Raw genomic sequence first — 23,839 nt, forward strand, 5'->3', positions numbered from 1 at the left:
CCCCTAGTCTGTAATGTAATAAATAGTATTGCCATCTTTATTACCAATAGTATTATATTGAGCCATTGTTCCAGTCCAAGTCTTTTTAGTCTGATTTCTTAGTGCATTTAGTTGATTTTGGAGGTTATTTGTATCACTCTTCCATGCTATATCTTCATGCCATGTTGGTGCATTACCATTTCCTCCACCAATTCTAGCTGTATGATTACCATATGATACTTCCAAAAATCCCTTAGTGTCAGCACCACCAAATGCAACACCTGCGCTGTAATTTCCTAATAGGTTATTCATAGCTTTATTGGTATTGCCCCTAAATGCAACTAAAGCTTGACTATTGTTTCCAAAGCCTAAGATATCTCCCCAATTATTTCCTGCTGAAGCCATATGGAAAAGGGGCCCATTTAAATTAACGGTATCAGCATTAATTAGCTGCTTCCATGGTCTCCATGTATTATCTACTTTAATTCTCCAATACATTGAGTTGCCATTATCCGCCATATATGTTTGAGTTATTCGACTACCAGAACCATTTACTACCAGTACACCCCAGTTTTGAGCAGGATAGTTGGGGGCTCCATTAGGCTGAACAATATAACTGCCACTATCAGTTAAAGTGTTAGCATCAACTTTATTTTTCCAAATAACACCAGATAAATTCCTGATATGATCAGCAATTTGTCCTAAAACTTGCTGATCAACCATCCAATAATTGCTAAAAGCTCTACTTCCATTTGTAGGCTTTTTATTTATAAAATCATATCCTAACGTAACAGTTTGCATTGGCAAATTTACATTGCCACTAGGATCTGGACTAACTCCTTGAACTCGTTTAACTTGACCAGCAGTAGCTATTTTTTGATCAATCTCTTCTTTAGTGTAAGAGTCGAGTCTTTTCCAAGAACTCCATCTATTAGTAGTTGACCATCCTCTTACAAATATAGCTCCATCATTAGTGTCAGTATAAGTTTGGTACCCATTTGTAGTACCGTGCCAATTATTTAATGGAACTACACGCAGAATTGCAACATGGTCAGAATACGGAGCATTAATTACATTTTTTGCAAATGACAAATCATAGTTTCCCACTTCTTTATAGTTATTTAAATCAATATCACTATTTGGAACGCTATTTATTTTAGCTAATGGAGATAAATCGGTGTCCAAATTAGGCGCCCAACCACTAGCAATATTTCCTGCTTCTAGCATAAGATTAGCATAATACATTGATCCTCCTGGAGTAGATGTATCTGACCAATCTACTATGCGCCATCCACCATAATTTCCTGCTTCTTTTACTGTGAAATTGAAATTAAATTCTTGCCACTGATTACTATAATCTTTTGTTTTGGCTAATGGTATTCCTCCATTTTTATCAGAAATATCACTAAATAATCCTAATTGATGACCAGAAATAGGACCATTTGCTCTTGCAATAAAGCTTAAAGTATAACTTCCAGGTACTAAATACAGAGAATCAACCAAAGAAATACCAGCTGACTTTAACGTTTTTCCCCAAGCATGAAAAATCTTGGTTCTAATTAAATTAGAGTTATTGTCTTTTTGATGATTGGTCACATCTTCAATGGAATATCCATGACCATCATCCTTAATACCAGATTCCCAATTTTTCCAGCCAACTAAATAACGAGTATTAGGCAATAAGTTTGTTCCACTTATACTTAAATTGCTTTCAGAAACAAAATTTGTAAAATCAATGCCACTAAACTGCTTTAACAAATTAGTCATTTGTGCTTGAGTATCGGTAAGCTGTTTTTTAACTGCATCAATATTCTGATTTTGGGCATTAATACTATCAGTGATTTGTTTAGCTTTTGAATTAAAATCATCAATAGTTTTAACTTTCCAAGCATCATAATCTACCTGTAAATCATGCAATTTTTTGCTGAAATTATCATTAGCATTTTTAATTGCAGAATCTTTAGCAGAATTTATAGCGTTAATAGCATCAGTACGAGCTTTATCATCAGCGGCTTTGTCTGCATTTCTTTGATCATCAGCAGCTTTCTTTAAAGCTGCTTTTTGATTGTCTGCATCTTGTTGAATTTTTTGTTTTTGAGCGTTCCATTCATTCTGAAGATTATTATATTTCTTTTGATAATCGTTATATTGATTTCTCAATTGATTCAACGTATTAACAGCATTATTTTTTGATTCGTTAATAGCATTAATAGCATCTTGCTTTGCTTTATTAGATGTGTTTCTCAAATCATTTGATAATGCATTAATATCTTGTTCTGCTTTTTGAGTGACGCCTCTAAAATGATTTTCTAGTGCTTCAAGAGTAGAAACGTAGTTATCATTATTAATATGAATATTAGCTTGTTTAAGAACCTTAAATTTAAAATTTTTAGTAGTATCAACTACAGTTGTACCAGATACTATTTCAAACCAAGCTTCCCCACTAGCGCTATAGATATCAGCCTGTAAAACGTAATTGAATCGACCAGCTTTTTCATCTATCATCTGGATTTGACCAGAATGTTCACCAGAACCATCATCAATTATTACTTTGCCTTCTTCTTTGTTCTCTGAAAAGACTATTTTTTTATTAGTTAAATCATAGGCAGATCCATTAGCGTCAATCAAAGTCACTGGCAAAATTAACCCCTTTTCAGATTGACGTAAAGTTCTAATATTATTGTTTACCACTGTAACCGACTTGTTTGTTGGTAGCGTAATCATTTCCAGTGACATTTGTATCCTCCTTTCTTTGTGAATCTAATGCTTCTTGTAATTTTGCATTACGAATTTTCAATTGTTCATTTTCTACTTGTAGTTTTGCAATTGTTACATTACAACTACCAATAATATTAGCCATGTTGGTTGCTATATTTAATGCTTCTTGATTTTGATTCATATCATTTACCTACAATCCGTGATAATACTTAGAACTAAAGTGAGCCTTTATAAAATCAGTTAAATTTGTATATTGGCTTCCTGAACTTATTAAATGTTGACCATTACTTAAAGGTGTATCCCAGTTATCAGCTCTTAAAACAACTGCACCACCAACTGTAATTCCTGATGGCCTGATTTCAGTTCTTTGCCATCCGTTATCTGAAACTGCTAGTTGTCCAGAAGATAACATCGAGCTGTATGAAGGTGATGTCAACCAAATAACTTTACCTCCATTATCAGGAGTAAGGTTAGTACCATATGGCTGATTAGTACCAATATAGATATTCATTCCACCTTCAGTGCCAATAGTTAAGGCGGATTCAACTAAACAGGAACGAATATTAACTGCTTCAATTGTTCCAGCTTTAATGGAATCAGCATAAATCATTCCCCGACTGTCTATTCCAGCCCTAGGGCGTTGATTACCCCATTCATCATAGAAAACCAACCCATTACCAGTAAAAGCCATAGTTCCACCATCGCCAGTTTTTGCAGTTAGTTCTGTAGGATTTTGCCAATTAGGAACAGCTCTAATAACTCCAGAACTACCATTGGTCACCCAATCCTTCATTTCTTGAGCAGACTGAGCAATACTATTCATTCGCTCTTCAAAATTTTTATTAGTAACTAGTTGTGTCGCAATATCCTTTCCATTTTTATCAACTCTATGTTGAACTAGACCCAAATCATCCATAAGCTTCTTTTCAGCTTGCTTTCGACTTGCCCCTTCTTGCTTCAACATATAATCGTATTGATTAAGCAAGCCATTCATATGACCCTTAAGAGCATTAGTTGCACCACTTACTCGTTCGTTGCTCTTTTTATCTGCAGCTTGAAGCAGTAGGTGTTCATAAGTCTCAGGTAAATCACCAATAGTTACACTTGCATAATGTTGTGCTAAACAGTCCCAAACAGTAGCATTCACTTCTGCTTGCTCCTGAATACCATATTTCGGAAAGAATACAGTTACATAGTCATACATGCTTAATTGAGTAAAATCAGCATGAATTCCTGACATCTCCTGATAACCGACTGTACAACTTACTTGAGGATGGCCATATTTATGTTCAATCAAGTAGTTATTACCAATTTGAGTAGCTTGGTCAATATCAGCTTGAGTAGCTACAAATGAACCATCAGCTTGCTGACCAGACAAATCTTGGTCATCATGCTTAAAATAAGAACTAATGTCAACTGTATTAACTTTATCAATGTTAGGGTCAATACCATATCCCTCTGCATAAAGAGGACCAACTACAACTTTTACTTCTTTTTGTGATTGGTCAACACTAGCTTTACTAGTTTCTGGAGCATTATCTGACGAATCTGGAGCATTTAATTTTGATTTATTAGAGTCAATATTTTCTTCTGGAAGCCAACCGGTTTTACCATGATAAGTTACTTGAACATAAGTCTTACCATCTCCGCCTTTAGCTTCATGACCATTAACAATATCAAAACTTTCACCATTAGGAATTGACCAATTGAGCGCTTTAGTTTTATCAGGAGTAGCATAAATTTCCACTTTAGAGTGGTCTTTGATTTGACTCTTTAAGTATGAACTTGCTGAAAATTGTGGCTTAACACTACCATCTTTTTTATAGCTGATTGAACTAGACCTAACCCACCCATACTTAGTATGATGATAAGTTATTCCACCTTGGACGATTGTCTTATCAATCGTGGCCATACCTTTTTTAGCTTTAACTTTGACCTTTTTTTGAGTTTCTTTCCAGTAAGCCTTATTAGCAACCTTGTGTCGATTTTTACCTTTTCCAACATAACGATAAGCCTTTTTAGACTTGCTTGCTACATTAACCGTTTTAGTAGTTGCTACCATCTCATGCTTTTTATTCATGTGATAGATAACAGCTTTATCAGTAAGATAGCCCCAGCCAGAGTTACTGAATGATTGATATGAACCGTCTTGACTTACTGAAAGGTGTGGACCATAAAGCCAATTATGTTTACTTACTCGATACCACAAATCTCCATTTTGATTTCGTTCAACCATGTCATAATGGATTCTTTCACCATTTTTATAAGTTTTGCCATTACGATAATGAGTTTCTCCTACTTCTGGAGAATAGTATCCATGAATCGAACCACCTTTTTTATAAGCAACTACTGCATAACCCGAAATGCTTACACGACTTCCGGCACCACTTTCATCATGTGGATCTGCAGCCTTAACAGTTACATGACCTTGAACATTAGTAACTAAATAAGTGCCTGTAGCATCAAAATTAAGCCAATTAGCATCAATCCAGCCGCCACCATCTTCTGGAGCAATGGGATACCAAGTATCACTATTAACAGTGTTAATTTGAAGCTTACCATCTGGAGTAAAACTTTGGTCTGCAACAGCTTGACCTAAATGAATTTTTTGACCATTTCTTAAAGTTGCAATTTGATGCTGTCCTTCAACTGGAGAATCATAAATTGAAACTGAACCACCAGCTAAATAAGTTTTGGCCACATTAGAATAAGTTGTTGGCCAATTATTCCAATCAACATTAGTTTCAGTAGCAATTGCTTGACCCGGAGTATATGTTGCTACAAATACTGCACCGGTATACATATTCTCAATATTACGATCTTGTGTAATAGACTGAATATTTTTACCGTAAGCAACTACAATGCCAGAATCACTACCAGCATGTTTACTATGATGAATATCAAAATTATCAAATTCTAATTCTCCATCAAAAAGACCAAGAACGGATTGCGTTGCAGTATCTCCTTCTTGGTCTGGATCTATTAGAATTGCACCTGCTTGTTGGCCACCCTGAACATTAATATTTTGAACAGAACTAACTTCACTATCAAAGCTAAAACCTTTGGGCGGTTGCATCGTATTCAAAACTTGATTCATTAAATCTTGCGCTGAGCCATTAGCAAACTGAATGTCATCAGGAACTGTAGCATCATTTAAAGTTGCTGCAATATGTTCCGCATCAACCACTACATTATCAAGTTCATCTTGAGTATGAGTAATTTTAAAAATCTGATGTACAAATTTACGATTGATATCTGCTAAAATATACCGATTCTCTTCAATTTCTGACATATGTACCCCATTAAGGGGATACGTCATTTTAAGTGTAGGGAACTGGTTAGCACTCCATGTTACTTGACACGTAAGCGCATCCCTTAATGGAATTCCTGGAGTAGTAAAGTCATCATTAATGCTTTTAAATAATCTAGGACAATCAAGCAAGTCAGTATAAACTTGATAATCAACTTCTGGAATTCTACCAACTATATCAATTCTTGCCACTAAATCAACCTCCTCCATTTAGGCTTATATTCTGCTTTAGAAATTGTGGTTCCTGACTCTGCAGTAATACTAATGTCATTTTTACCTGGATAAAGAACTGGAGCAACCAAATTAGGGAAATGAGTTTGATTATTATAGTAGTGATTCTGTGAGTCATAAGTATCACTAGTATCACCACTAAGCCAAAATTCACCTTCCATGTTGTCAAATTCATATTGCAAATTATTTATATTTAAAGTAAATGTCCCGTTTGCGATGAAATGCCAATCAGGTATGGCAGTTCTAGGTTCTGTGTTATAAACAACTCCGCTATTAGGTAAGTCACTGTATGTAATGCCATCTATTCGATATTGATATGGCTCACAATAAAATGGAATTGTTCCAGTTACCTTAAATGGATCAGTTGCATCCCAGGTAAAAGTGGGTGGTGTAGTTACTACAGCTCTAAAAGCATAATCAGGATCATAATCAAATTGCAGATATTCATACTGTCTAACATCATCAATTAAAGGTGGCGCTAGCCAGTCAATAACTTTGCGCTCCCAATCATTTTGAGTAGTATTAGCATCTCTATAGCCAATCACATTAAAAGTCTCTGTGACATTTTGATAGGAGCCATTATCTTGAAGAAAATCACCATTACGTCCTTTAATATGAGTGGGTTCAATATCAGGAGTTGCATGAACAATATTAAAAGGATATTCAACCATCATTCCAAAATCACTAGATTTATAATTTTGAAAAATCAAATTTGCCAAATTAGAATCTTCCACTTAATCCTTTCCTCCTTTTAATTTCATCTGCTCTTTGGTCTGCCTTTGAGAATGGCTTGACCACTTCCCAAAGTGCACGACCTTCTGGGGTGGTAACTTTCATATCAATTGAGCCATCTTTACCAGCAATTTGTTGCAAAAGTAAAAGCACGGATTTCATAAATTCGTGCTCTTCTTTTCTATCTTCCTGAGTTTGTACTTGCTGATTCAAATCAGATTGTCCAGCAAGAATTGTTGCTGTCTTACCAAGTAGTTCATAGGCTCTGGTAGATTTACCTGGAATTAATGGAATTGCCATTTCAGGACCTGCCTCACCAAAAATTGATGGCTTGTTGGCAATACCACCGTTAGCATAGCCAAGGATCTTTGCTGCAGTTAATCCACCCTTGATGTGAGCGTCATCATGACCACCAACTTCGTACTCTCTAGAAAATCTACCAGCAAGAGAAGCAACTGAACCATGCCCTTCAAGAATCTCTTTAAAAAGTCCACTTGAGCTATCAGCATTTAAAGCATAATTGATTTGTGCCGCTGGATTTTTCCAACTCATATTATGCTTATTAGCATAACTTCTTAAAGCTGCAGCTCTACCAAATGCAAATTGCCATAAACCAGTTGCACCAATTTCATTAACAATAGCAGGATTTAAGCTAGACTCAGCAATTGAGTTACCAATTACTGCAGCAATACCATGTTCAGTTGCTTTAGGGTCTGCCTTTTTCAAGGCTTTAGCTAATGCTTTAACTCTAGCTGTTTCAGTAGCCCCTAACTTAAATGCACCTAATAATCCACCTTGGTCACCGTATTTATCTGCAATTTTTTTAATTGTTTTCCAAAATCCTGGACCAACTTGTGGCTTAATAAATTTTTGAAGTGTATTACTAGTTTTGACTTTGACATTTTCATCTTTATCAGAATCAGAACTTGAACTACTAATTCCTTTAAATCTACCAAATGTAGGTTTAACTCCAGGAACTGAAGTTTTAATTGAGTGAATACCAATGTCAGGATGAGCGTTTGGTGAAAATGCTGACCAGTACTTATCTCCACCAATATAAATACCTACGTGATCATCAGGCAACCAAAAAACAGGATCTCCAGGCTTAGCTTCAGAACGTGAAATTTCAGTCGCATGTGTCCAAAGGCCAGCCACATTCATACGTCCCCAACCTTTATGATAAAGATTTTGAATAGCTCTAGATACTAGTCCAGAACAGTCATAAGTACTTGGTCCCCAAGTACCCAAAACATATTTTTTACCTTTACCTAATTTTTCAACTTCTTTAAGAAGTCCAGTTGCAGGTCCAAGGTCATCATCATTAACCTTATTTTCAACCATAGTCCAAAGTTGCTCCCACCATTCAAGAGCTTGACCTTGAGCCTCTTTTTGCATCCCTTGAGCTAAAGAGTTAACTGCACCCTTTAAGCCAGTAACTTTACCAAAGTTTGCATTACCAGTTTTAGAAGGATTCTTCCAATTCTTTTTAGCAATTTCATAAAGTTGCTTAAGTGCACCAGTACCTGTAGCAAAATGAGTGAATCCTAACATTTTGGACTCAGTAGCATTTAATACTTCTTGACCAGGATGAAGCAAGAATGGTACATTTCTGCCTTGAACCACACCAAATTTTCCAGTATTAGTATCCCAAATAGTTTCACGGTTACTAGTTTCAGGAGAATCATTACCATCATTAAGAATAGCAAGAGTAGGCTTGGTAATAGCACGGCGAACACCACCAAGTGCACCGGTACCTGTAGCCAGTTTTGAAACTTTATGGACAGCATTTTTATTACCGCCAAATTCACCAACTACTGTATCAATTTTACTAATACCAGAGTTCAATACTCCAATAACATCATTTAAGCCACTTCTAGCTTTACTCTTCATATGTGACCAAAAATGGCTATATGAAGATTCAACTCCAGAATTTAAATTATTCCATCCATGTTTAAACTTAGTAGAAAAACTAGATAAATCACTGATAACTTTATGTTGGCCAGTACTTGAAGTCTTTTCAATATTATTCCACATGGCTTTAAATTCTTTTTTAGAATTATTAACCATGCTGGCTAAATCTTTCTTAAACTTCTTAACCATTGAATCAAATTGCTTAGCAAAGTTGCCCTTACCTTTTAGAGATTTAACGGCTTCCTCAGCTTGCTTTTTAATTGCATCTCCAAACTTTTCCTTTTTCAATGCTTTAAAAAGCGAGTTGACTCTACTATGGACTGAGGTAACTCTAGATCCTAATGATTTAAGAGCTTTACCAGCACTATTGCTGCTAGACTTTATACTCTTAAATCGACTTGAAGTAGACTTGATTGACTTGGACAATCTATCAAATGAAAGTTTAGCTTTATAAGTACCAGAGTACTTAACTTTTAAACTGATAGTTTTATACTTTTTGCTTTTAAGCTTTCCAATTGACCCGATTAAACGATCGATTGATTTTTTAGCTTTATATGTTCCCGAATAAGTAACTTTAAAGCTTGCTTTATGGCTCCCAGATACTTTCTTAAATGCTTTACTTAATCCTTCTAAGTTTTTAGTACCACTTGGCTTAGTAATTGCTACAGTAGCATGGTGAGTACCGGCAATGTATTTTAATAACTTAGCTAACTCAGTTAAGGATTTACCGCCCTTAACTGTTGTACTTACGACAGCACTACGTCTAGTAACTGAAGCTCTTGAAGTTGTTCGTCTTCTAGTAGAACTTTTGCGCCTTGAACTACTTGAACGCCTACGAGTTGAACTAGTGGACTTTCTTCGAGTTGAAGATTTCCTCTTACGTCTAGTCTTTCTAGTAATTCTTACTGCTTTAGGTGCAGTAGTTAATCTTTTGAAAACCGCATTACTAATCCAAACAGCTTGCCCCACTCGATGACTAGCACCAGTTAGTAGACCTTTATCTACTAAAGTTTGACCTTTATGAGGATTCTTGTCTTTTTTCTCTTTACGCTTCTTATTTTCATCATGACGCTTTTTATCTTCCTCATATTTTTTCTTACGTTTTTCAGCATTATCTTTAAGTAACTCATATTGTTTTCTAGTAAGAGTAACAAGTTCTTTTTCATGATGATTATTAAGAGTTACAGTTCCATTTGCAAAATGAACTACATTACGTTTAAGAAGCTTAGCAGTATCACGAGCGTTGATTACATCTTCACCTGGCAGTAAAGCGCGCTTTAGGTTAGGAATATTTGGCAAAAGTTCCCAGCTTCCATTTGCATGAATAATAGATTCACGGTTATTAGTTTCTGGTGAATCCTGACCATCGTTAAGAATTGCAGGAATAGGTCTACGTGATTTCCAGTCAGTACCTGTAGCAAAATGGATGTCGCCCCAGTCGCCACTAAATACTTTTCCAATATTATCGCCAACTTTACCCAAGCTATCAGAAATTTTGCCGATAGTTTTAGCAATTGGACCAAAAACATTATCAAACGTCTTCTTAATGCCATCTAGAAGATCACTAAACCAAGAAGTAACTCCTTTCCAAGCTCCCTTTAAAGCACCGACAGTATTTTTACCTATTTTTCCAAAGAAACTTGTCATTCCTGACCAAGCTTTTTGAACTCCTTTAACAATTCCAGAGAACCAGGAAGTAATAGTTTTCCAAATAACTTTATAGCCTCTAATTTCCATTTGGGCTATACGTTTAAACCAACCAGTAAGGATATTCCACGCTTTTTTAACACCTTTAGCAATTAAACTAAAGAAGCTTGTTATTCCTTTCCAAACAACTTTAACTCCTCGAACTTCTGCTTTAGCAATCTTTTTAAACCAGCCTGTAAGAACATTCCAAGCTTTTTTAACACCTTTAGCCAAGGTGCTAAAGAACTTAGTAATATGCTTCCAGGAGCTCTTAACTCCCTTAACCATATTTTTACCTAATTTGGTAAACCACTTCGTCATGCCTTTCCAAGATTTTTGGACTGATTTACCTAAATTAGAAAACCACTTTTTAATACCCTTCCAAGCATTCTTTAGACCCTTAACCATATTTTTGCCAAGTTTAGAGAACCATTTAGTCATGCCCTTCCAAGATTTTTGAATCGATTTACCTAAATTAGAGAACCATTTAGCTATACCTTTCCAAGCATTTTTAAAACCTTTAACTAAGCCATCTACCCACTTATGGAATTTTTTATTATGTTTATATAAAGAATTAATCGCACCGGCTAATGGACTAATTAAATAAACACCAATTTCCTTCCAGTTTTTCCTAAACCATTTAATAGTATTAGAAACACCTTTAGTAAAGCCATTCCACATATTATGTGCAGAATAGCCCATGTTTTCTAAAGACCAAAAGTTTTTTGGTGGCTTTTTAGCATTCCAGCCTTTTTGAAAGTTTTTAGCAGCATCGCCAGCCCATTTACCAACTTTGCCACCAATCATAGATCCAACAGCAGCACCAGCTGGGCCACCAAACCAAAGTCCGATAGCTCCACCGATTCCTTTTCCTGCTGCAGTTCCGATATTTTCATACTGCTTACGTGATCCAGCTTTATCTTTAATTGCTTTAACAATTGAAGTTGCTGTATCAACTGCTACACCTGCACCAGCTGCAACAGTTCCAACTTTACCCGCAGTGGATAAATTTTTAAAACCTCCAGCAGAGTGAGCTGACTGCATTAAGCCATTTAATTTACCAGCTCCATTACCTTTACCGAATAAGCCTTTGCTCAAGTCAACTGATTTAGTAAATCCAGCTTTTAACTGTCTACCTAAAAAGCGCCCTGCAGAAGCTGCCTCCTTACCAACAGTTTTTGCAGCTTTAAGAAGACCGCTTCCTATACCTTTAATTCCTTGACCTAAAAGTTTTATTTGCTTAAGGAATGCTTTTCCCATTTCTTTAGCTGCAAAAGCAATTCCTCGACCAGTAGCTTTAAATGCTTTACCTAGACCTTTAAGAATCTTGCCTGCTCTAGTTTTGCCATTACTTAGGCGAATTAGCATTTTATCCCAACCATTAGTTAATTGTGTTGAAAATTTACCTGCTAATCCTAATTCTTTTAAGGCAATTCTAGTTGCATTAATTTGTTGAACTAATTTAGCAAATTTAACCACACTGAATCCAGCTGCAAGTGCAATACCGATAGCTTTCATTGTACCAGTATGCTTGCTTGCCCATTCAATGAAAGCTACCAGTGCATTAGCAAACTTACCTACAACATCTGCTACATTTTTTTGGAATTTTTGGCCATCTTTTGAAGTTAAGAATTTTGCCATCTTATTACCGGCTTCGTTAATTGCTGGTAAAAAAGCAGACCCTAAATCCATCGTAAATGCATTCATTGTCTGCTTAAAACGGTCCATTTGTACTTTGGCTGTTTGTGAGTTTTTAGAAGCTAATTCACTGACATACTTACCAGATTTACCAGCTTTAAGGGTTTTAGCACTTAATTTATCTAAATCCTTAGCATTTTCAGCTAAAATTAACCCAGCTTGCTGACCTGTAGTACCAAACAAGCTGTTCATGATGTCAACTTTATCTGTCTTAGATAAACCCTTCATATGGTCACCTAAGACACCCATGATAGTTGAAATACTTTTAAGTTCACCCTTGGAGTCCATCAAATCTGATTTCTTGATTCCTAATGCTTTAAGCGGTGACTTCTTGCTATTAATATTTCCAATTGCAGTATTAAGGCTGTTAAGTACTTTACGTAACCCTGTACCTGCCTTGTCTGCTTCTCAAATTTGTTATCGTATAAGCTCTTTATCTCATACTTCTATATGTTTCCATATAGTTCAGACTATCTCTCAACTCCCAACATTACTTGGTAGAGTTATCCGTCTTCGTGGACATTTTATCAATATAAAAAATTTAGATATTTAAATTTTTATTACTTAGATTACTTTGTCTAGTCGTTACGCCTTTTTCAGTTTTCACTGAAACTTGGTTCGGGATCAACTTGCGATCTAAATAGAATTTGACTATCTTCTTTACTGAATTAAAAGAAGATCTTTTCTTTTTACATGAAATTTCTATTAAAGGAATGTGGTTGGCTTTACACCAATTTCTTTTAATTTCATCCCGATGTTTTCTTTCATTCAATGTATCATTTTTATCAAATAACTCATTATGCTCATAATGCTGTACACCTTGATATTCAATTAAAGCTTCAAGCTTTTTATTATGATATATTCCAAAATCAAATGGTAAGGGTCTTTGATTCCTACAACTATCAAATTTAACTTGTTCTTTAAATTCAAAACCATGCTTAATTAAATATTCTCGAACTGCTTTTTCTCCTTTAGAACTTGAACAGTATGGGCATCCTGTTTCTAATCTTACTAGTTGAGTAGGTTTTGCTTTAAAAATATGACCACAAAGCGTATGTAAAAATACAGCATTGTGCGTCGCACTTTTATATTCCTTTACATACTTGTATTCATCATTAGTACCTTTAAGTAACATTCTTTTCATTTGTGATAAAGGCATTGAATTACTTTTAGCAGCCCTTTTACGAGCCTCATAAGGACACCTTTGATTATTGTGCATAAAAGCTTTTGGCGTCATTTCAAAAATATGACCACATGTTTTATGTAATATTTTTACTGGGGTATGTGATGTAACTATCGATCCAATCAGTTCATAACCATTGGCATTATCTTTAATATAATTTTTTAAAATTTCATCAGTTACCTTTGCTTTGTTAGCACAACTAGGGCAATCATGCCCATTATATACTAAGTATGGCTGTGTTTTCCATGTATAATTACACTTTTTGCAGTGCATTTTTATTTTAGTTCTCGCTCCTTGGTAGCTTTCTACCATTTCTATTTTATGGTTAGAAGCTTTATTAATTCTTTCCTTAACTTCTTTCTCAGTTAAAGTTAGATGATGGTTACAATCTTTGCCCATTCTCTTTTCCATTAAAGTTCTTGAATACAAGGACATAATTTTTGAGCATTTTAAGCACTTAACTTTAATTTTAGTATTTCTATTAATATATTTTTCTAATATTTTATATTGACTATGCTGAATCTTATCAACACGTCTTTCAAATTCTTCTTGTGTTAGTCGTTTCATACTAACAATTATATAACTAAATCGTTTAGTCTTCCCCGAGTTAACGGATTTTAATTACCTAAAAATTACTTTTTAGGAGGCCAGTTTCCAGAGCCCATTATTGGAAAGTATCCCCATAGCAGAAGCTGTTTCAGATAAACTGAAACCCATTTGGTGTGCAGTAGAGCCAACGTAGGACATCCCTACACCCAAATCACTAAATCCAGTTGAGGTCATGTCAGCCGCATAAGCAAGTTCATTAACTACCCTCTTTGTGTTGCTTGTCATTTTAGCTGTTGTATCAGCTCTCATGCCAAATGATTCAAGAGTTTGTGATGAAACTTTAACAACATCAGCAAATTTATCACCAGACGCAACAGAACCTTGGAGCTCAGTTCTCATAGCCCCTAAAGCTTGAGCAGAAGTATAACCTCTTTTAACCAAATCTTCGTAACCTTCTGCAATTTCTTGCTGTGACTTGCCGTACTCAATCGACATATCACGACCTTCTTTTTGCATCTTGGTCACATTTTTAGTTACTTCTGCCTGATGCTCACCACCAGTTATAAGCAAGTTATTAATTTCCTTATAACTTTGTTGCAAGTCAGCCGACTTTTTAGCACCAGACACTGCAGCTGCACCAACTGCAGCAATGCCAGCTGCAGCAGTAGTTGCACCAGTTTTGATACCGTTCCAAGCTTTATGGATTCCTGACTTCATCTTGTCACTAGCAGTAGTGACTTTTTTCATTCCATTTGCAATTTTATTGAAGCCTGTAGGCTTTAATCTATTGATTTCACTTTGAGATGCCTTAATTTTTTGATTAAGTCTATTGATACTAGTAGCTGTCTTATTTACTCTAACTTCTTGACGCTGATATGCTTGACTAGATTTTCCAGATTCAGAGGCAATTTTGCGTAGTTCCTGCTCTTGAATTTTCTGTTGTTTAGTCAAATTGGCAACTGCAGATTTATAGCCATCTTGCTTAGTCTTTAAAGCATCATATTCCTTACCTTCTGACTTTAAACGTTCAACATAAGAACGAGTTACTTCTGAACTAGCTTTTAATTTTTTCTGTGCTTCAGCTAATCCAGACTTGTAGTAATCCATTGACTTTTTAGCACGTTCTTGCTGACTTGTGAGGGACGCAAGACGTGTAGTGGCACGATTTAACTGAGTTTCTGTCTTTTTGAGAGCTTCAGAAGCATTTTCATAATCGTGCTTGCCTTCTTTAGTTCTAGTATCAGCTTCTCTTTGAACTTGAGTATATCTCTTTAATTCGCTTTGAAGTTTTTCAACTAATGTTTTTTGCTTGCCAATTGCATCAGATAAACCTTTATATTTTGCAACTGCAGCTTCAGTTGATTGGCCAGCTGAACGAAGTTCTGCTTGTTGAGCTTTCCAAGCACTAGTTGCACTGCTAACTGCTTGACGCAATTCGCGTAAGCTTTTAACAGCTTTGATATTATCAAGATCAATATCAGTAACAATTTTACCTGCTGGAATTTTTCCTGCCATTTATTTACCTCCTTCCTACTCCATCTACCATGTCTGCTAAATCCCAAAGAGTCTTTGGACGGTCTTCACGAGATCTAGCACTCATAACTTCAATCAATCTAAAGTAGTCGGTATTTTCTAACTCATCTAGAGACATATGAACATTGATTATCATTTGCTGTTCTTGATAATCGAAATCCTCAATCATTTGATTCCATTCACGAATCGGGTCATACCCTCTACTTTTCATCTCCTGTTTCACTGTCGCTACTTTTTGATTCGTCTTGTCCACCCATTAAGTCTTGTGACAACTTAATAATGAAATCAGTAACAGCATCAGGATTAGAATCTTCAACTTTTTCTACTTGAGTCTTAGTTAGCTTTAAAACGTCTTTTAGATAAGCAACTTCTTCATCAAGCAATTCAACTTGAGAATTTAAAAGTGCCAAAATATCAGCATCGGTATCAGTATGCTTAAGCTTTGCATTTGCCTCAGCAAAATGTTTTTGTGCAACTAGTGATCTACGCACCGTCTTAAAAGTTGCTTTAACTTCTAATTCGCCTAAACCAATTTTTGAACCATCAATTTTTACTACTGTCATAATTTATCCTTTCGAAAGAAAAGAACGGCCATAATTGACCGTTCTTTAAAAATAGCTATTAAGAATTATTTACCAACCCCTACCACCCAAACTTTCTATTACTTACCTTGAGGAGTTGGGTCAGCTTGCTTATGAGTTGGATCTTCAACTTGAGCACCAGTAATGTAACCAATCATACTAGTGTAATCAAAGTCCTTCTCATCTGAATAGAACTTTTCATACAAAAGCATATCAGTGCCACGAGCTTGTGCTTGAAGTGTTAATGCATCGTGAACCTTACTTGGGTTTTCATTGTTGGTTTGAAGATTCAATTCGCCTGGCGTAAACGTACCGTTAGGAAATGCCATATATAAGTCAATATTCTTGTTGGGATTTCTAGAGTGAATAATACATCCACCATTAACTGCAAAATTATCTTTTTTAGCATATCCCCCAAACTTGTCTTTAACTAATCCAGCAAAACTATCATAAACAGTATGAGGAATATCATTTGCAGCTAAAGCAACTTGTGGGTTTGCCGTACCAACACTAATTTCAGCAACTGCATCAGAACCATAAACCTTTTGCGCAGAAGGTGCCAACCCTGTGATATTTGCTTGAGTAGCACCTTTAGATGACTGCAAATCAACTTTAAATACACCAGGAATACCACAATTAGTTTGCAAGCCTCCATTTTCTGGGTCTGTTAAGAGCTTACCTGAAGCATCATATCTCCAAATTAAAAAATCGCTTAAACCTTCAAGTTCCATGAATTAATTCATCCCTTCTTAAATTGTAAAATTTTAGTAATTTGCCCAGTTTCTGGATCAGGATACCGACCACCACTAGGCAACTCTCGCCAATTTTTTTGTAATAAAAAAGACGAAATAGAATTTTCTACTTCATCTTGTGACACATGGTTCTGTGAACCATACATAATATTCAACTGAATAACATTGTTTCTAGTTGTAAATTCATTGCTTCCATATTCTGCCGGCTCAGAACTCACATCAGAAACATAAATTTCATTATTTCCTATTGCTACTGGAACACTTTGTGGAATGTAGTATGAATACACTCTTTTAATTCCAAAAGAATTAAGTTTTTCCCAGTTATTCAGCAATTTAGTTACTTCAGCTACTACTGTCATAAGCCAGTTACCTTTTTATACATTGCTGCATTAGCTTTCAAAACTGCATCTTTTGCTTCAATTTCAGCTCTGTCCTTAAAGTGCATATTTTTTACTTCTTTAGCTGACATTTCCCTTGTCCCATTATTAACGAAACTTGCAACCAAATCTTGATAAGGGCTGTCAAAGCCAACTGCAGTATCACCAGTATGCAATTTATCACTGGTATAACCAGGCCTAAATGTAATGGACTCATTCAAGTGCTTAGTTTTGCGTCCATTAGCACGACCAACTTTTCTACCAGACTTGTAACTCTCAGTAGAACGTGGCGTGTTTTCTTTAAGAACTTTTGCATAAACTGCAGCCCCTGCTCCAGTAATTGCTGATTTTTGACTAGTGGTCAAACTAATTGTTTCAGCAACATCTTTCATCCACTTATCTAAGCCTTCTGCTAAGTCAACCATTTTTAATCACCTTGCTTAAAGTTACTCGATCATAAGCCGTAGGATTGCGATAAGGATCAGTGTCAACTCGAATGATTTTATAAATTTGTTTGCCAATTTTAGCATTTTGTATTTCGTCCCAATCGCTCTGCGGTCTATGTCGAACAATATAAATTTCAGTACCTGCTTGGTTATTACCAGCTAATTCAATCAAGTTTTGTAAGCTTAGTTGCCACGGACCTCCACGAGCTTTAAACTTTGATACAAAAGTTAGAAAGCTGACACCATTTTCATCTTCTTCGGACATCCCTTGATACCCAAAATCAATGACCATGTTCAATCTATCAGCGTTTTGCAGTTGTACCATCGTCTTCTACCTCACTTAAGTCATAAGAGCCACGTAATTGACCAATTATTTGCTTAGCAGTTGTACTTGATACTGCACTAGTTGGATGATTGAACCAATTGGCAGCAATTGCATTACATGCTAGCTTATATAAATCTTTGATTTCATCTTTTTTATAGAAATCTGAATTTTCTTGACCAATTGCTCCTTGAACATAAAACTCAGCTGCAACTAATGCATCTGTCATTCTTTTCAAAGTAGCATCATCAAGCAAGCTATCATCATCAAGATAGCCACATGCTCTTTTCAAACCATCATCAATTGATAAATAAGTTGCTGACATATTAAATCAGCTCCTTAATTACTTATTTTGTTCATTTGCTTGAACACTTACACTTTGAAATAAAGCTGGCTGACTTTCTACTTTATCAAATGAACCAGATACAATAGCTTCACTATCCCAAATCTTAGTATCAAAGCGGTTGATAGCTCTAATTGCAGTTTGATTGCGAGTAAAGGCATTACCAGCAATATTTGAAGTAAGCAAATTAAGTTGCTGGCGATCAAACAAGTGAATAAATTCCTTGAAGTTACCAAAGTAAAATGGATGACTTTGATACTTACCGGCTGATGTTTGATTATCAGGAAGCCACATATCTTCAACAACTCTAACATTGAAGTATTGCATACCATCCATATTAAATTGTGTTTGATTAGTACGTGGATCAACCGTCATTGCACGTGAACCATCTGACATTCGAACTTTTGCCAAAGTCAAGAAACCTGACTTATTTGTAAGTAAGGTTGCTCCGCCCCAAAGAGCCATATTCAATTGACCCATAGCATCAATAATGTCATCAAGCTTAGTAATAGTTGCCTTCTTTTGAGAATTTGGAAGTAAATTAACAATTTTATTGTTATAAGTAACTACGTTCTTGCGTGCAATATGAGTATTTAGCCAAGCATTGATGTTAGCAGTTGAATCATTAATCAAGTCGTTAGGTGCATAGAAAATATCACCATAATCATGAATTTGATAACTAATTTGACTTACTGTTGGATTGTCACCCGTCTTAATTTCTTGGTCTTGCCAATCATAAGTAGCACTCTGAGTAGAATCATCTTTAATATCATCCAATTGATCCATTGGCTTAATATCTGAAAATTTTTCAATATTACGAGTACCGCGGTCAGTGCCAACATTTTCAACAGTTACTAAATCACGCAAATCATCATATTGACGCATTAAAGTATTGATTTGAGTTTGTTGATCATCAGGAATAGTTAAACCTGCTTTAGTATTATCGTCACGGGATGATGTAGCCATATTTTCCATGTACTTAGCTGGATTACGCAACATATCCTTAAAAGAATTAGCAAGCTTATCAGCATTATCTTTTGGTGATTGTCCAACCGGTTGAGGTTTAGCATTCTCTGCAGCATTCAATGCTTCTCGAGCATCTTCATAATTTTGTTTTGCTAAATCACGAGCCGCTACTGCCTTCTTATATGATTCCGCAATATTTTTAATTTCATCTAATGAAACTGAATCAGGGTCAGCCTTATACTTTTCATTTAAAGCAATCTTTTTTTCTAAAAGATCTTGGACTTTGCTACCTGCTTCAATCCATTCATCATGTAATTGATTAGGATCCATAGTTCCTCCTTAATTCCATAACAAAAGAGACAAGTTATTTTTATCTTGCCCCTCTTTACTATTATCTTTTTTGTTTTGTGTGGGTTTATTGTCATCACCGGACATTTTGCTCTTAGCAATCAGATTTTTAACTTTATTAATCATGCTTGGACTGATTGATAAAGAACCATCGGCATTTGTCATTGCCAGTTCATTTTCAAACATGATTTCATCAGCAAAGCCATTTTCAACTGCTTCTTTTGCATTCATCCAAGTAGTCTTACACATCATTTGATAAATTTCTTGTGCAGACTTACCTGTCTTTTTAGCATATAAATCAACAAATGCTGAATCCATTGAATCTAAGCTATGCAATGCACTAGCCATATCGTCAGAGTTACCTGCAGAAGCTGTTGAAGCTCTATGAATCATCATTTGTGCAGCTGGTGATATTGCTACATGATCTGCAGCTAGTGCAATCCAACTTGCACTTGAACAAGCTTGACCAACAATATTTGCTGTGATTTTTCCAGAATAATTTTTTAAAGCTGTGTAAATTTCACTACCCGAATCAACATACCCTCCAGGTGAGTTTATTTCTAAAGTCACATCTTGTCCACCAGCTTCTGCTAGTGCATCATTGACGGATTTTGGAGAACACCCCTCATAACCAAAAAAATCATAAACGTCTTGATAGTCAGTTGGAATAATTTCCCCTTTAATTGGAATTGTTACCATTCTCTTCACCTCCTTCCATTGGAATTATTGGTGAACTGATTTCAGGATCAGGTAAATCATCTGGTAAGAAGTCCATTCGTTGTAGAACATATCTTGCTTGATTTTTAGCCAGAACCCCTGAACTAGTTAAATTATTAACTGCAGTAGCATATTCATCACCCATTGCATCAACAACTGAGCGCATATCATAAGTCACACTGCAGTTAAGCTTAGAATTCAATTCACTAACAATTGGTTTTACATATCTATGCAATGCTTTAGCATATTGACCACTAATTTGAGTCACGTTTGATTGTTGATCACCTTGACCATTTAAATAACTATCAGGTATCCCATAAACTTTAGCAATTTGTTTACCTGTCCAATCAGCTTGTGACAACAATTTAGCAACATCACCTTTAACTTCAAGGGGCTGATAAGTTTCAAGGTCATCAAGAACAACCGGACCACCTCTAGAATTACTAACTTGCTTCATAAATTGACGTGATCTAGCTGACTTTTTCTTCCAATCAAGCAAACCACCCCCTGTAATCGACAGAATTCCAGGTGCTTCAACTGACTTATTTAAAGCATTTAAAGTCAATTTATTACTTGATTGCTTAATATTTAGTTCACTAGTTAAAGCTTCGAGTGGTGAAACACCAGTCATTCCACCATTTTTAGACATTAATCGCAAGTGAATCATGTCTGCTTGAGAAACACCTTGTTTATAAGGAATATCAGGTTCATCAAAGTTTAAATTATAAACTAACCCAGACCCATCATTTAAAAGCTGAGCTTCAACTTGAGATGGTCTTAAATACTCCCAGCGTAAATCAACTCCGTTAATGTTTCGCCAGCGATAAGCATATGCATTCCCATCTAGTAGCAATTGAGCAAACATAGCTTGCCAAAAAGAAAAGCCGTTACTAGTTGTTGAAGGATCATCAATCAGTGACTGCAAACGACTTCTACTTGCTTTATAGCTAACAAGTGCTAAATCTCCAGATAGCTGAGCAATTAAAGAAAAAATATCAGAATTTTTAAGTGCTTCACTTGCTGAAACATATTCTTTGCTATCAGAATTCAAAAAATTAATGATAGTTTCATCATCACTTAACCCTATTCCTTGCTTAGAGGAACTTAAATTAAAAATCGGCATTATTATTCACCTCCCTTACCCTGCGGGATAAGCTCAATAAGTAATGCCGATATAATAAATGAAATTCCTAATCCAATAAAACCTGCAATAAAATTCCAGTTAAATAATCCAATAACCACAAATAGCATCCCTAAAAAGTAAAAAATCACATCTAGAAAATGCCATATTTGTTTAAAAAATTGAATCATCATCACTATCACCTCCTAAAAGTCCTGAATCAGGATTATTAAACCAATCTAGCACTTGTTGCTGTGTCATACGCTCAACTTCCGTAGATTTATCATTAATCAAACCATATTCTTCAAAGTGATCCATTCCCCGATAAAAAGCATCAATTAAAGCATCAACTACATCAATTTTTAGAGTAGCTTTATTTTTATCAACCTGAATCCCAATTTTATCTTCTTTGATAACTGCATTAAGCAGAGCTTTTTCCATCACTAAATCATCTTGACGTGTGATTTTACCAGTAGTAAATGCTTCTTGCATAAACTTAGTAGGATTACCAAGCTCGCTTGTCTTTTGTGCTACATCTTGAATAAGCCAATTCGTGTTAGTGTTTAGACTTTCAGTAATATTTTTCACTTGATAAGAACCAAAACGGTCATAGCCAAAGAATATTACTTTCAAATTATGTTTTTGAACATAATCTAAAATCCATTTATAAACCTGCTCAGGATTAATAATACCTTGAGGATGTGCCGTAATTGTGCAATATCCTTTCTTTTCAAGCTCACGATAAGGTAGACCATCCTGGTTTTCTTTAGCTTCAATTGAACCAGCTTGTTGCCATGGAATAAAGCTGTGCTGTCTAATATGCCAACGTGGGGCACCACTATCAGCATCCCTATAGGGGAAAACAAAACCAACTGCAGTGTTATCACTAAACATTGAATAGTCAAAACCTAAGTAGCATTCTCTGCCATCAATATTGAAATCCGGGTCAACTGCATCTTCAACATCTTTTAAGTTTAAGTAACTTGCAGTTGATTGCTTAAGCCACAAATTTAAATTCTTATTTTGAAATTTATGAAGTGTATTATTCAGTAACGCTTGATCACGCTGCTTAATCAAATTATCAGTTCTACGTTCTTGCTCTTCTTCTGATAATCCAATTAAAGGATTAGATTTTCCCCAAGTTTCAGGCTTGTAAGTTTCGTCCAAACTATCTTGTGCCCAAACTAAACATAAAGAATTATCTCCTTCACGGCTATAATCTTGTTCCATGATTCTTTGCATTGTAATTTGTTCTTGATGAAAAGGACTAGTTGGATCTGGATATGCTGAAGAAATTTTAATAAATTGATGATATGGAACTACTTGCCCTTGTCCATCAGTAATATCAGACATTCTATCATAAGTATCAAGTGCTCCAGTTTCATCATAAATTGCTAAAACGTTGTGAGTTGAATCATACTTATCAGCTTCATAAGAAATTTTCCAAATTTTATTGTTGGTAACTTTTTCAATAACTTGATTAGCTTGTAAGTCCAAACCTGTTTCTTTGGCCAAAGTCTTAAAAGGTTCAATTTTAATTACTGCTTCCATCATCTTCTTAACATAACCAAAAAGCTTAGTTGATTGGTCACTGGTATTAGCAGTAATCAAGAAGTCTTTATTTGTATAAGAAAGCGTATCAAGTAGAACTGCCTTGCACATTTGAATACCCGCAATCTGTGTTTTTCCTTGGCCACGTCCTACTGATATGTGATTATCAGTAAATCTACGTTCACCTTTTAAATCTTTCCAACCATTAATCATAGCTAAAGTAAATTTTTGCCAAAGCATGAGCGGCAATGGCTTATGTAAATCAACGTCTGGAACTATTGCAGCAAACTTAAAAGTACCTCTAACTTCTTTTAAGTCATAGCAATAAGGAAAATCTGCATCCCCCTGACGTTGTAAATCACGTAAATGACGAAAACAAGCAAGTTTCATCATGTAACCTGCCATAATTTTTTTATCTAAAACTTGAAAACAATATTCAGTTCCATCATCAGTATACTTTTTTCTGATTTCACTAAAATCTGTGTCCTTATACGCTCCATCAACATCATGAGTCTGTGTTAAGTCAATCTTCATTATTGCCCACCCTTCATAATCAGTTCTAATACTAAAAGTAGCAAAACTATTGCCAAAATCTGCTGAAACATTATTGATAAAACAACTTAAAAGCTAAATAAATTATGCCAATATTAATGGTTCTATTTACCACACCTGCAAAGAAAGAGCTGATTCTACTCAATGATTTATAGCCATTCAAGCCATACCTATAATTAGCAATTGAGATTAAATAAAGTAAAACAAAAAGTAAGCTTCCTAAAAAATGTAGCA

19 protein-coding genes and 1 pseudogene are annotated in these 23,839 nt (G+C 35.4%); all 20 read right to left on the minus strand.

What is annotated here, in order from left to right; genetic code table 11:
• Positions 1-3 precede the first annotated feature (3 nt).
• The 20 genes and pseudogenes from FOD82_RS08570 to FOD82_RS08660 all read right to left on the minus strand — a co-directional run bounded on the left by FOD82_RS08570 (position 4) and on the right by FOD82_RS08660 (position 23,587).
• Positions 4-2,715 carry a BppU family phage baseplate upper protein gene (locus FOD82_RS08570; RefSeq protein ID WP_144356064.1) on the minus strand — a complete coding sequence of 904 codons (2,712 nt, stop codon included), beginning with the start codon at positions 2,713-2,715 and terminating at the stop codon, positions 4-6.
• On the minus strand, positions 2,657-2,878 hold the full coding sequence (locus FOD82_RS08575) for a hypothetical protein (protein ID WP_144356065.1): 222 nt from the start codon (positions 2,876-2,878) through the stop codon (positions 2,657-2,659). The genes FOD82_RS08570 and FOD82_RS08575 overlap by 59 nt, the downstream gene beginning before the upstream one ends.
• 9 nt (positions 2,879-2,887) lie before the next feature.
• Positions 2,888-6,199 (minus strand): phage tail spike protein, encoded by a 3,312-nt coding sequence (locus tag FOD82_RS08580; RefSeq protein ID WP_242450220.1) that lies wholly within the window; start codon positions 6,197-6,199, stop codon positions 2,888-2,890.
• On the minus strand, positions 6,199-6,972 hold the full coding sequence (locus FOD82_RS08585; RefSeq protein ID WP_144356067.1) for a phage tail protein: 774 nt from the start codon (positions 6,970-6,972) through the stop codon (positions 6,199-6,201). Before FOD82_RS08585 ends, FOD82_RS08580 begins: the two co-directional genes overlap by 1 nt.
• Positions 6,959-12,085, minus strand: a complete 5,127-nt coding sequence (locus tag FOD82_RS09955; protein WP_347337950.1) for a phage tail tip lysozyme — start codon at positions 12,083-12,085, stop codon at positions 6,959-6,961. Before FOD82_RS09955 ends, FOD82_RS08585 begins: the two co-directional genes overlap by 14 nt.
• 60 nt (positions 12,086-12,145) lie before the next feature.
• Positions 12,146-12,661: pseudogene (locus FOD82_RS09930) on the minus strand (phage tail tape measure protein); the annotation flags it as partial.
• Between the two features lie 145 nt (positions 12,662-12,806).
• A complete protein-coding gene (locus tag FOD82_RS08595) occupies positions 12,807-14,015 on the minus strand; it encodes a hypothetical protein (protein WP_144356069.1) in 1,209 nt (402 codons plus the stop codon).
• 72 nt (positions 14,016-14,087) lie between these two features.
• Complete coding sequence (locus FOD82_RS08600; protein WP_144356070.1) at positions 14,088-15,512, minus strand: phage tail tape measure protein; 1,425 nt, start codon at positions 15,510-15,512, stop codon at positions 14,088-14,090.
• 4 nt (positions 15,513-15,516) lie between these two features.
• Positions 15,517-15,741 carry a hypothetical protein gene (locus FOD82_RS08605; RefSeq protein WP_242450221.1) on the minus strand — a complete coding sequence of 75 codons (225 nt, stop codon included), beginning with the start codon at positions 15,739-15,741 and terminating at the stop codon, positions 15,517-15,519.
• Positions 15,731-16,093: a phage tail tube assembly chaperone gene (locus tag FOD82_RS08610; protein WP_144356071.1), complete on the minus strand. Its 363-nt coding sequence runs from the start codon at positions 16,091-16,093 to the stop codon at positions 15,731-15,733. The genes FOD82_RS08605 and FOD82_RS08610 overlap by 11 nt, the downstream gene beginning before the upstream one ends.
• 98 nt (positions 16,094-16,191) lie before the next feature.
• Positions 16,192-16,842, minus strand: coding sequence for a phage tail protein (locus tag FOD82_RS08615; RefSeq protein WP_144356072.1), 651 nt, complete (start codon positions 16,840-16,842; stop codon positions 16,192-16,194).
• An 8-nt stretch (positions 16,843-16,850) separates the two neighbouring features.
• A complete protein-coding gene (locus FOD82_RS08620; RefSeq protein ID WP_144356073.1) occupies positions 16,851-17,222 on the minus strand; it encodes a DUF806 family protein in 372 nt (123 codons plus the stop codon).
• A complete protein-coding gene (locus FOD82_RS08625; protein WP_144356074.1) occupies positions 17,219-17,665 on the minus strand; it encodes an HK97 gp10 family phage protein in 447 nt (148 codons plus the stop codon). Before FOD82_RS08625 ends, FOD82_RS08620 begins: the two co-directional genes overlap by 4 nt.
• Positions 17,658-18,011, minus strand: a complete 354-nt coding sequence (locus FOD82_RS08630; RefSeq protein ID WP_144356075.1) for a phage head closure protein — start codon at positions 18,009-18,011, stop codon at positions 17,658-17,660. The genes FOD82_RS08625 and FOD82_RS08630 overlap by 8 nt, the downstream gene beginning before the upstream one ends.
• A complete protein-coding gene (locus FOD82_RS08635; protein ID WP_144356076.1) occupies positions 17,989-18,333 on the minus strand; it encodes a head-tail connector protein in 345 nt (114 codons plus the stop codon). Before FOD82_RS08635 ends, FOD82_RS08630 begins: the two co-directional genes overlap by 23 nt.
• Positions 18,334-18,351: 18 nt before the next feature.
• On the minus strand, positions 18,352-19,647 hold the full coding sequence (locus FOD82_RS08640; RefSeq protein ID WP_144356077.1) for a phage major capsid protein: 1,296 nt from the start codon (positions 19,645-19,647) through the stop codon (positions 18,352-18,354).
• A gap of 9 nt (positions 19,648-19,656) precedes the next feature.
• Entirely contained in the window at positions 19,657-20,364 is a 708-nt protein-coding gene (locus tag FOD82_RS08645; protein ID WP_144356078.1) for a head maturation protease, ClpP-related, read from the minus strand.
• Entirely contained in the window at positions 20,345-21,505 is a 1,161-nt protein-coding gene (locus tag FOD82_RS08650) for a phage portal protein (protein WP_144356079.1), read from the minus strand. Before FOD82_RS08650 ends, FOD82_RS08645 begins: the two co-directional genes overlap by 20 nt.
• 2 nt (positions 21,506-21,507) lie before the next feature.
• Complete coding sequence (locus FOD82_RS08655; RefSeq protein ID WP_144356080.1) at positions 21,508-21,696, minus strand: DUF1056 family protein; 189 nt, start codon at positions 21,694-21,696, stop codon at positions 21,508-21,510.
• Positions 21,677-23,587, minus strand: coding sequence for a terminase TerL endonuclease subunit (locus FOD82_RS08660; protein ID WP_144356081.1), 1,911 nt, complete (start codon positions 23,585-23,587; stop codon positions 21,677-21,679). Before FOD82_RS08660 ends, FOD82_RS08655 begins: the two co-directional genes overlap by 20 nt.
• Positions 23,588-23,839 lie beyond the last annotated feature (252 nt).

This window comes from Lactobacillus sp. LL6 (assembly GCF_007570935.1).
Taxonomy (GTDB): Bacteria; Bacillota; Bacilli; order Lactobacillales; family Lactobacillaceae; genus Lactobacillus.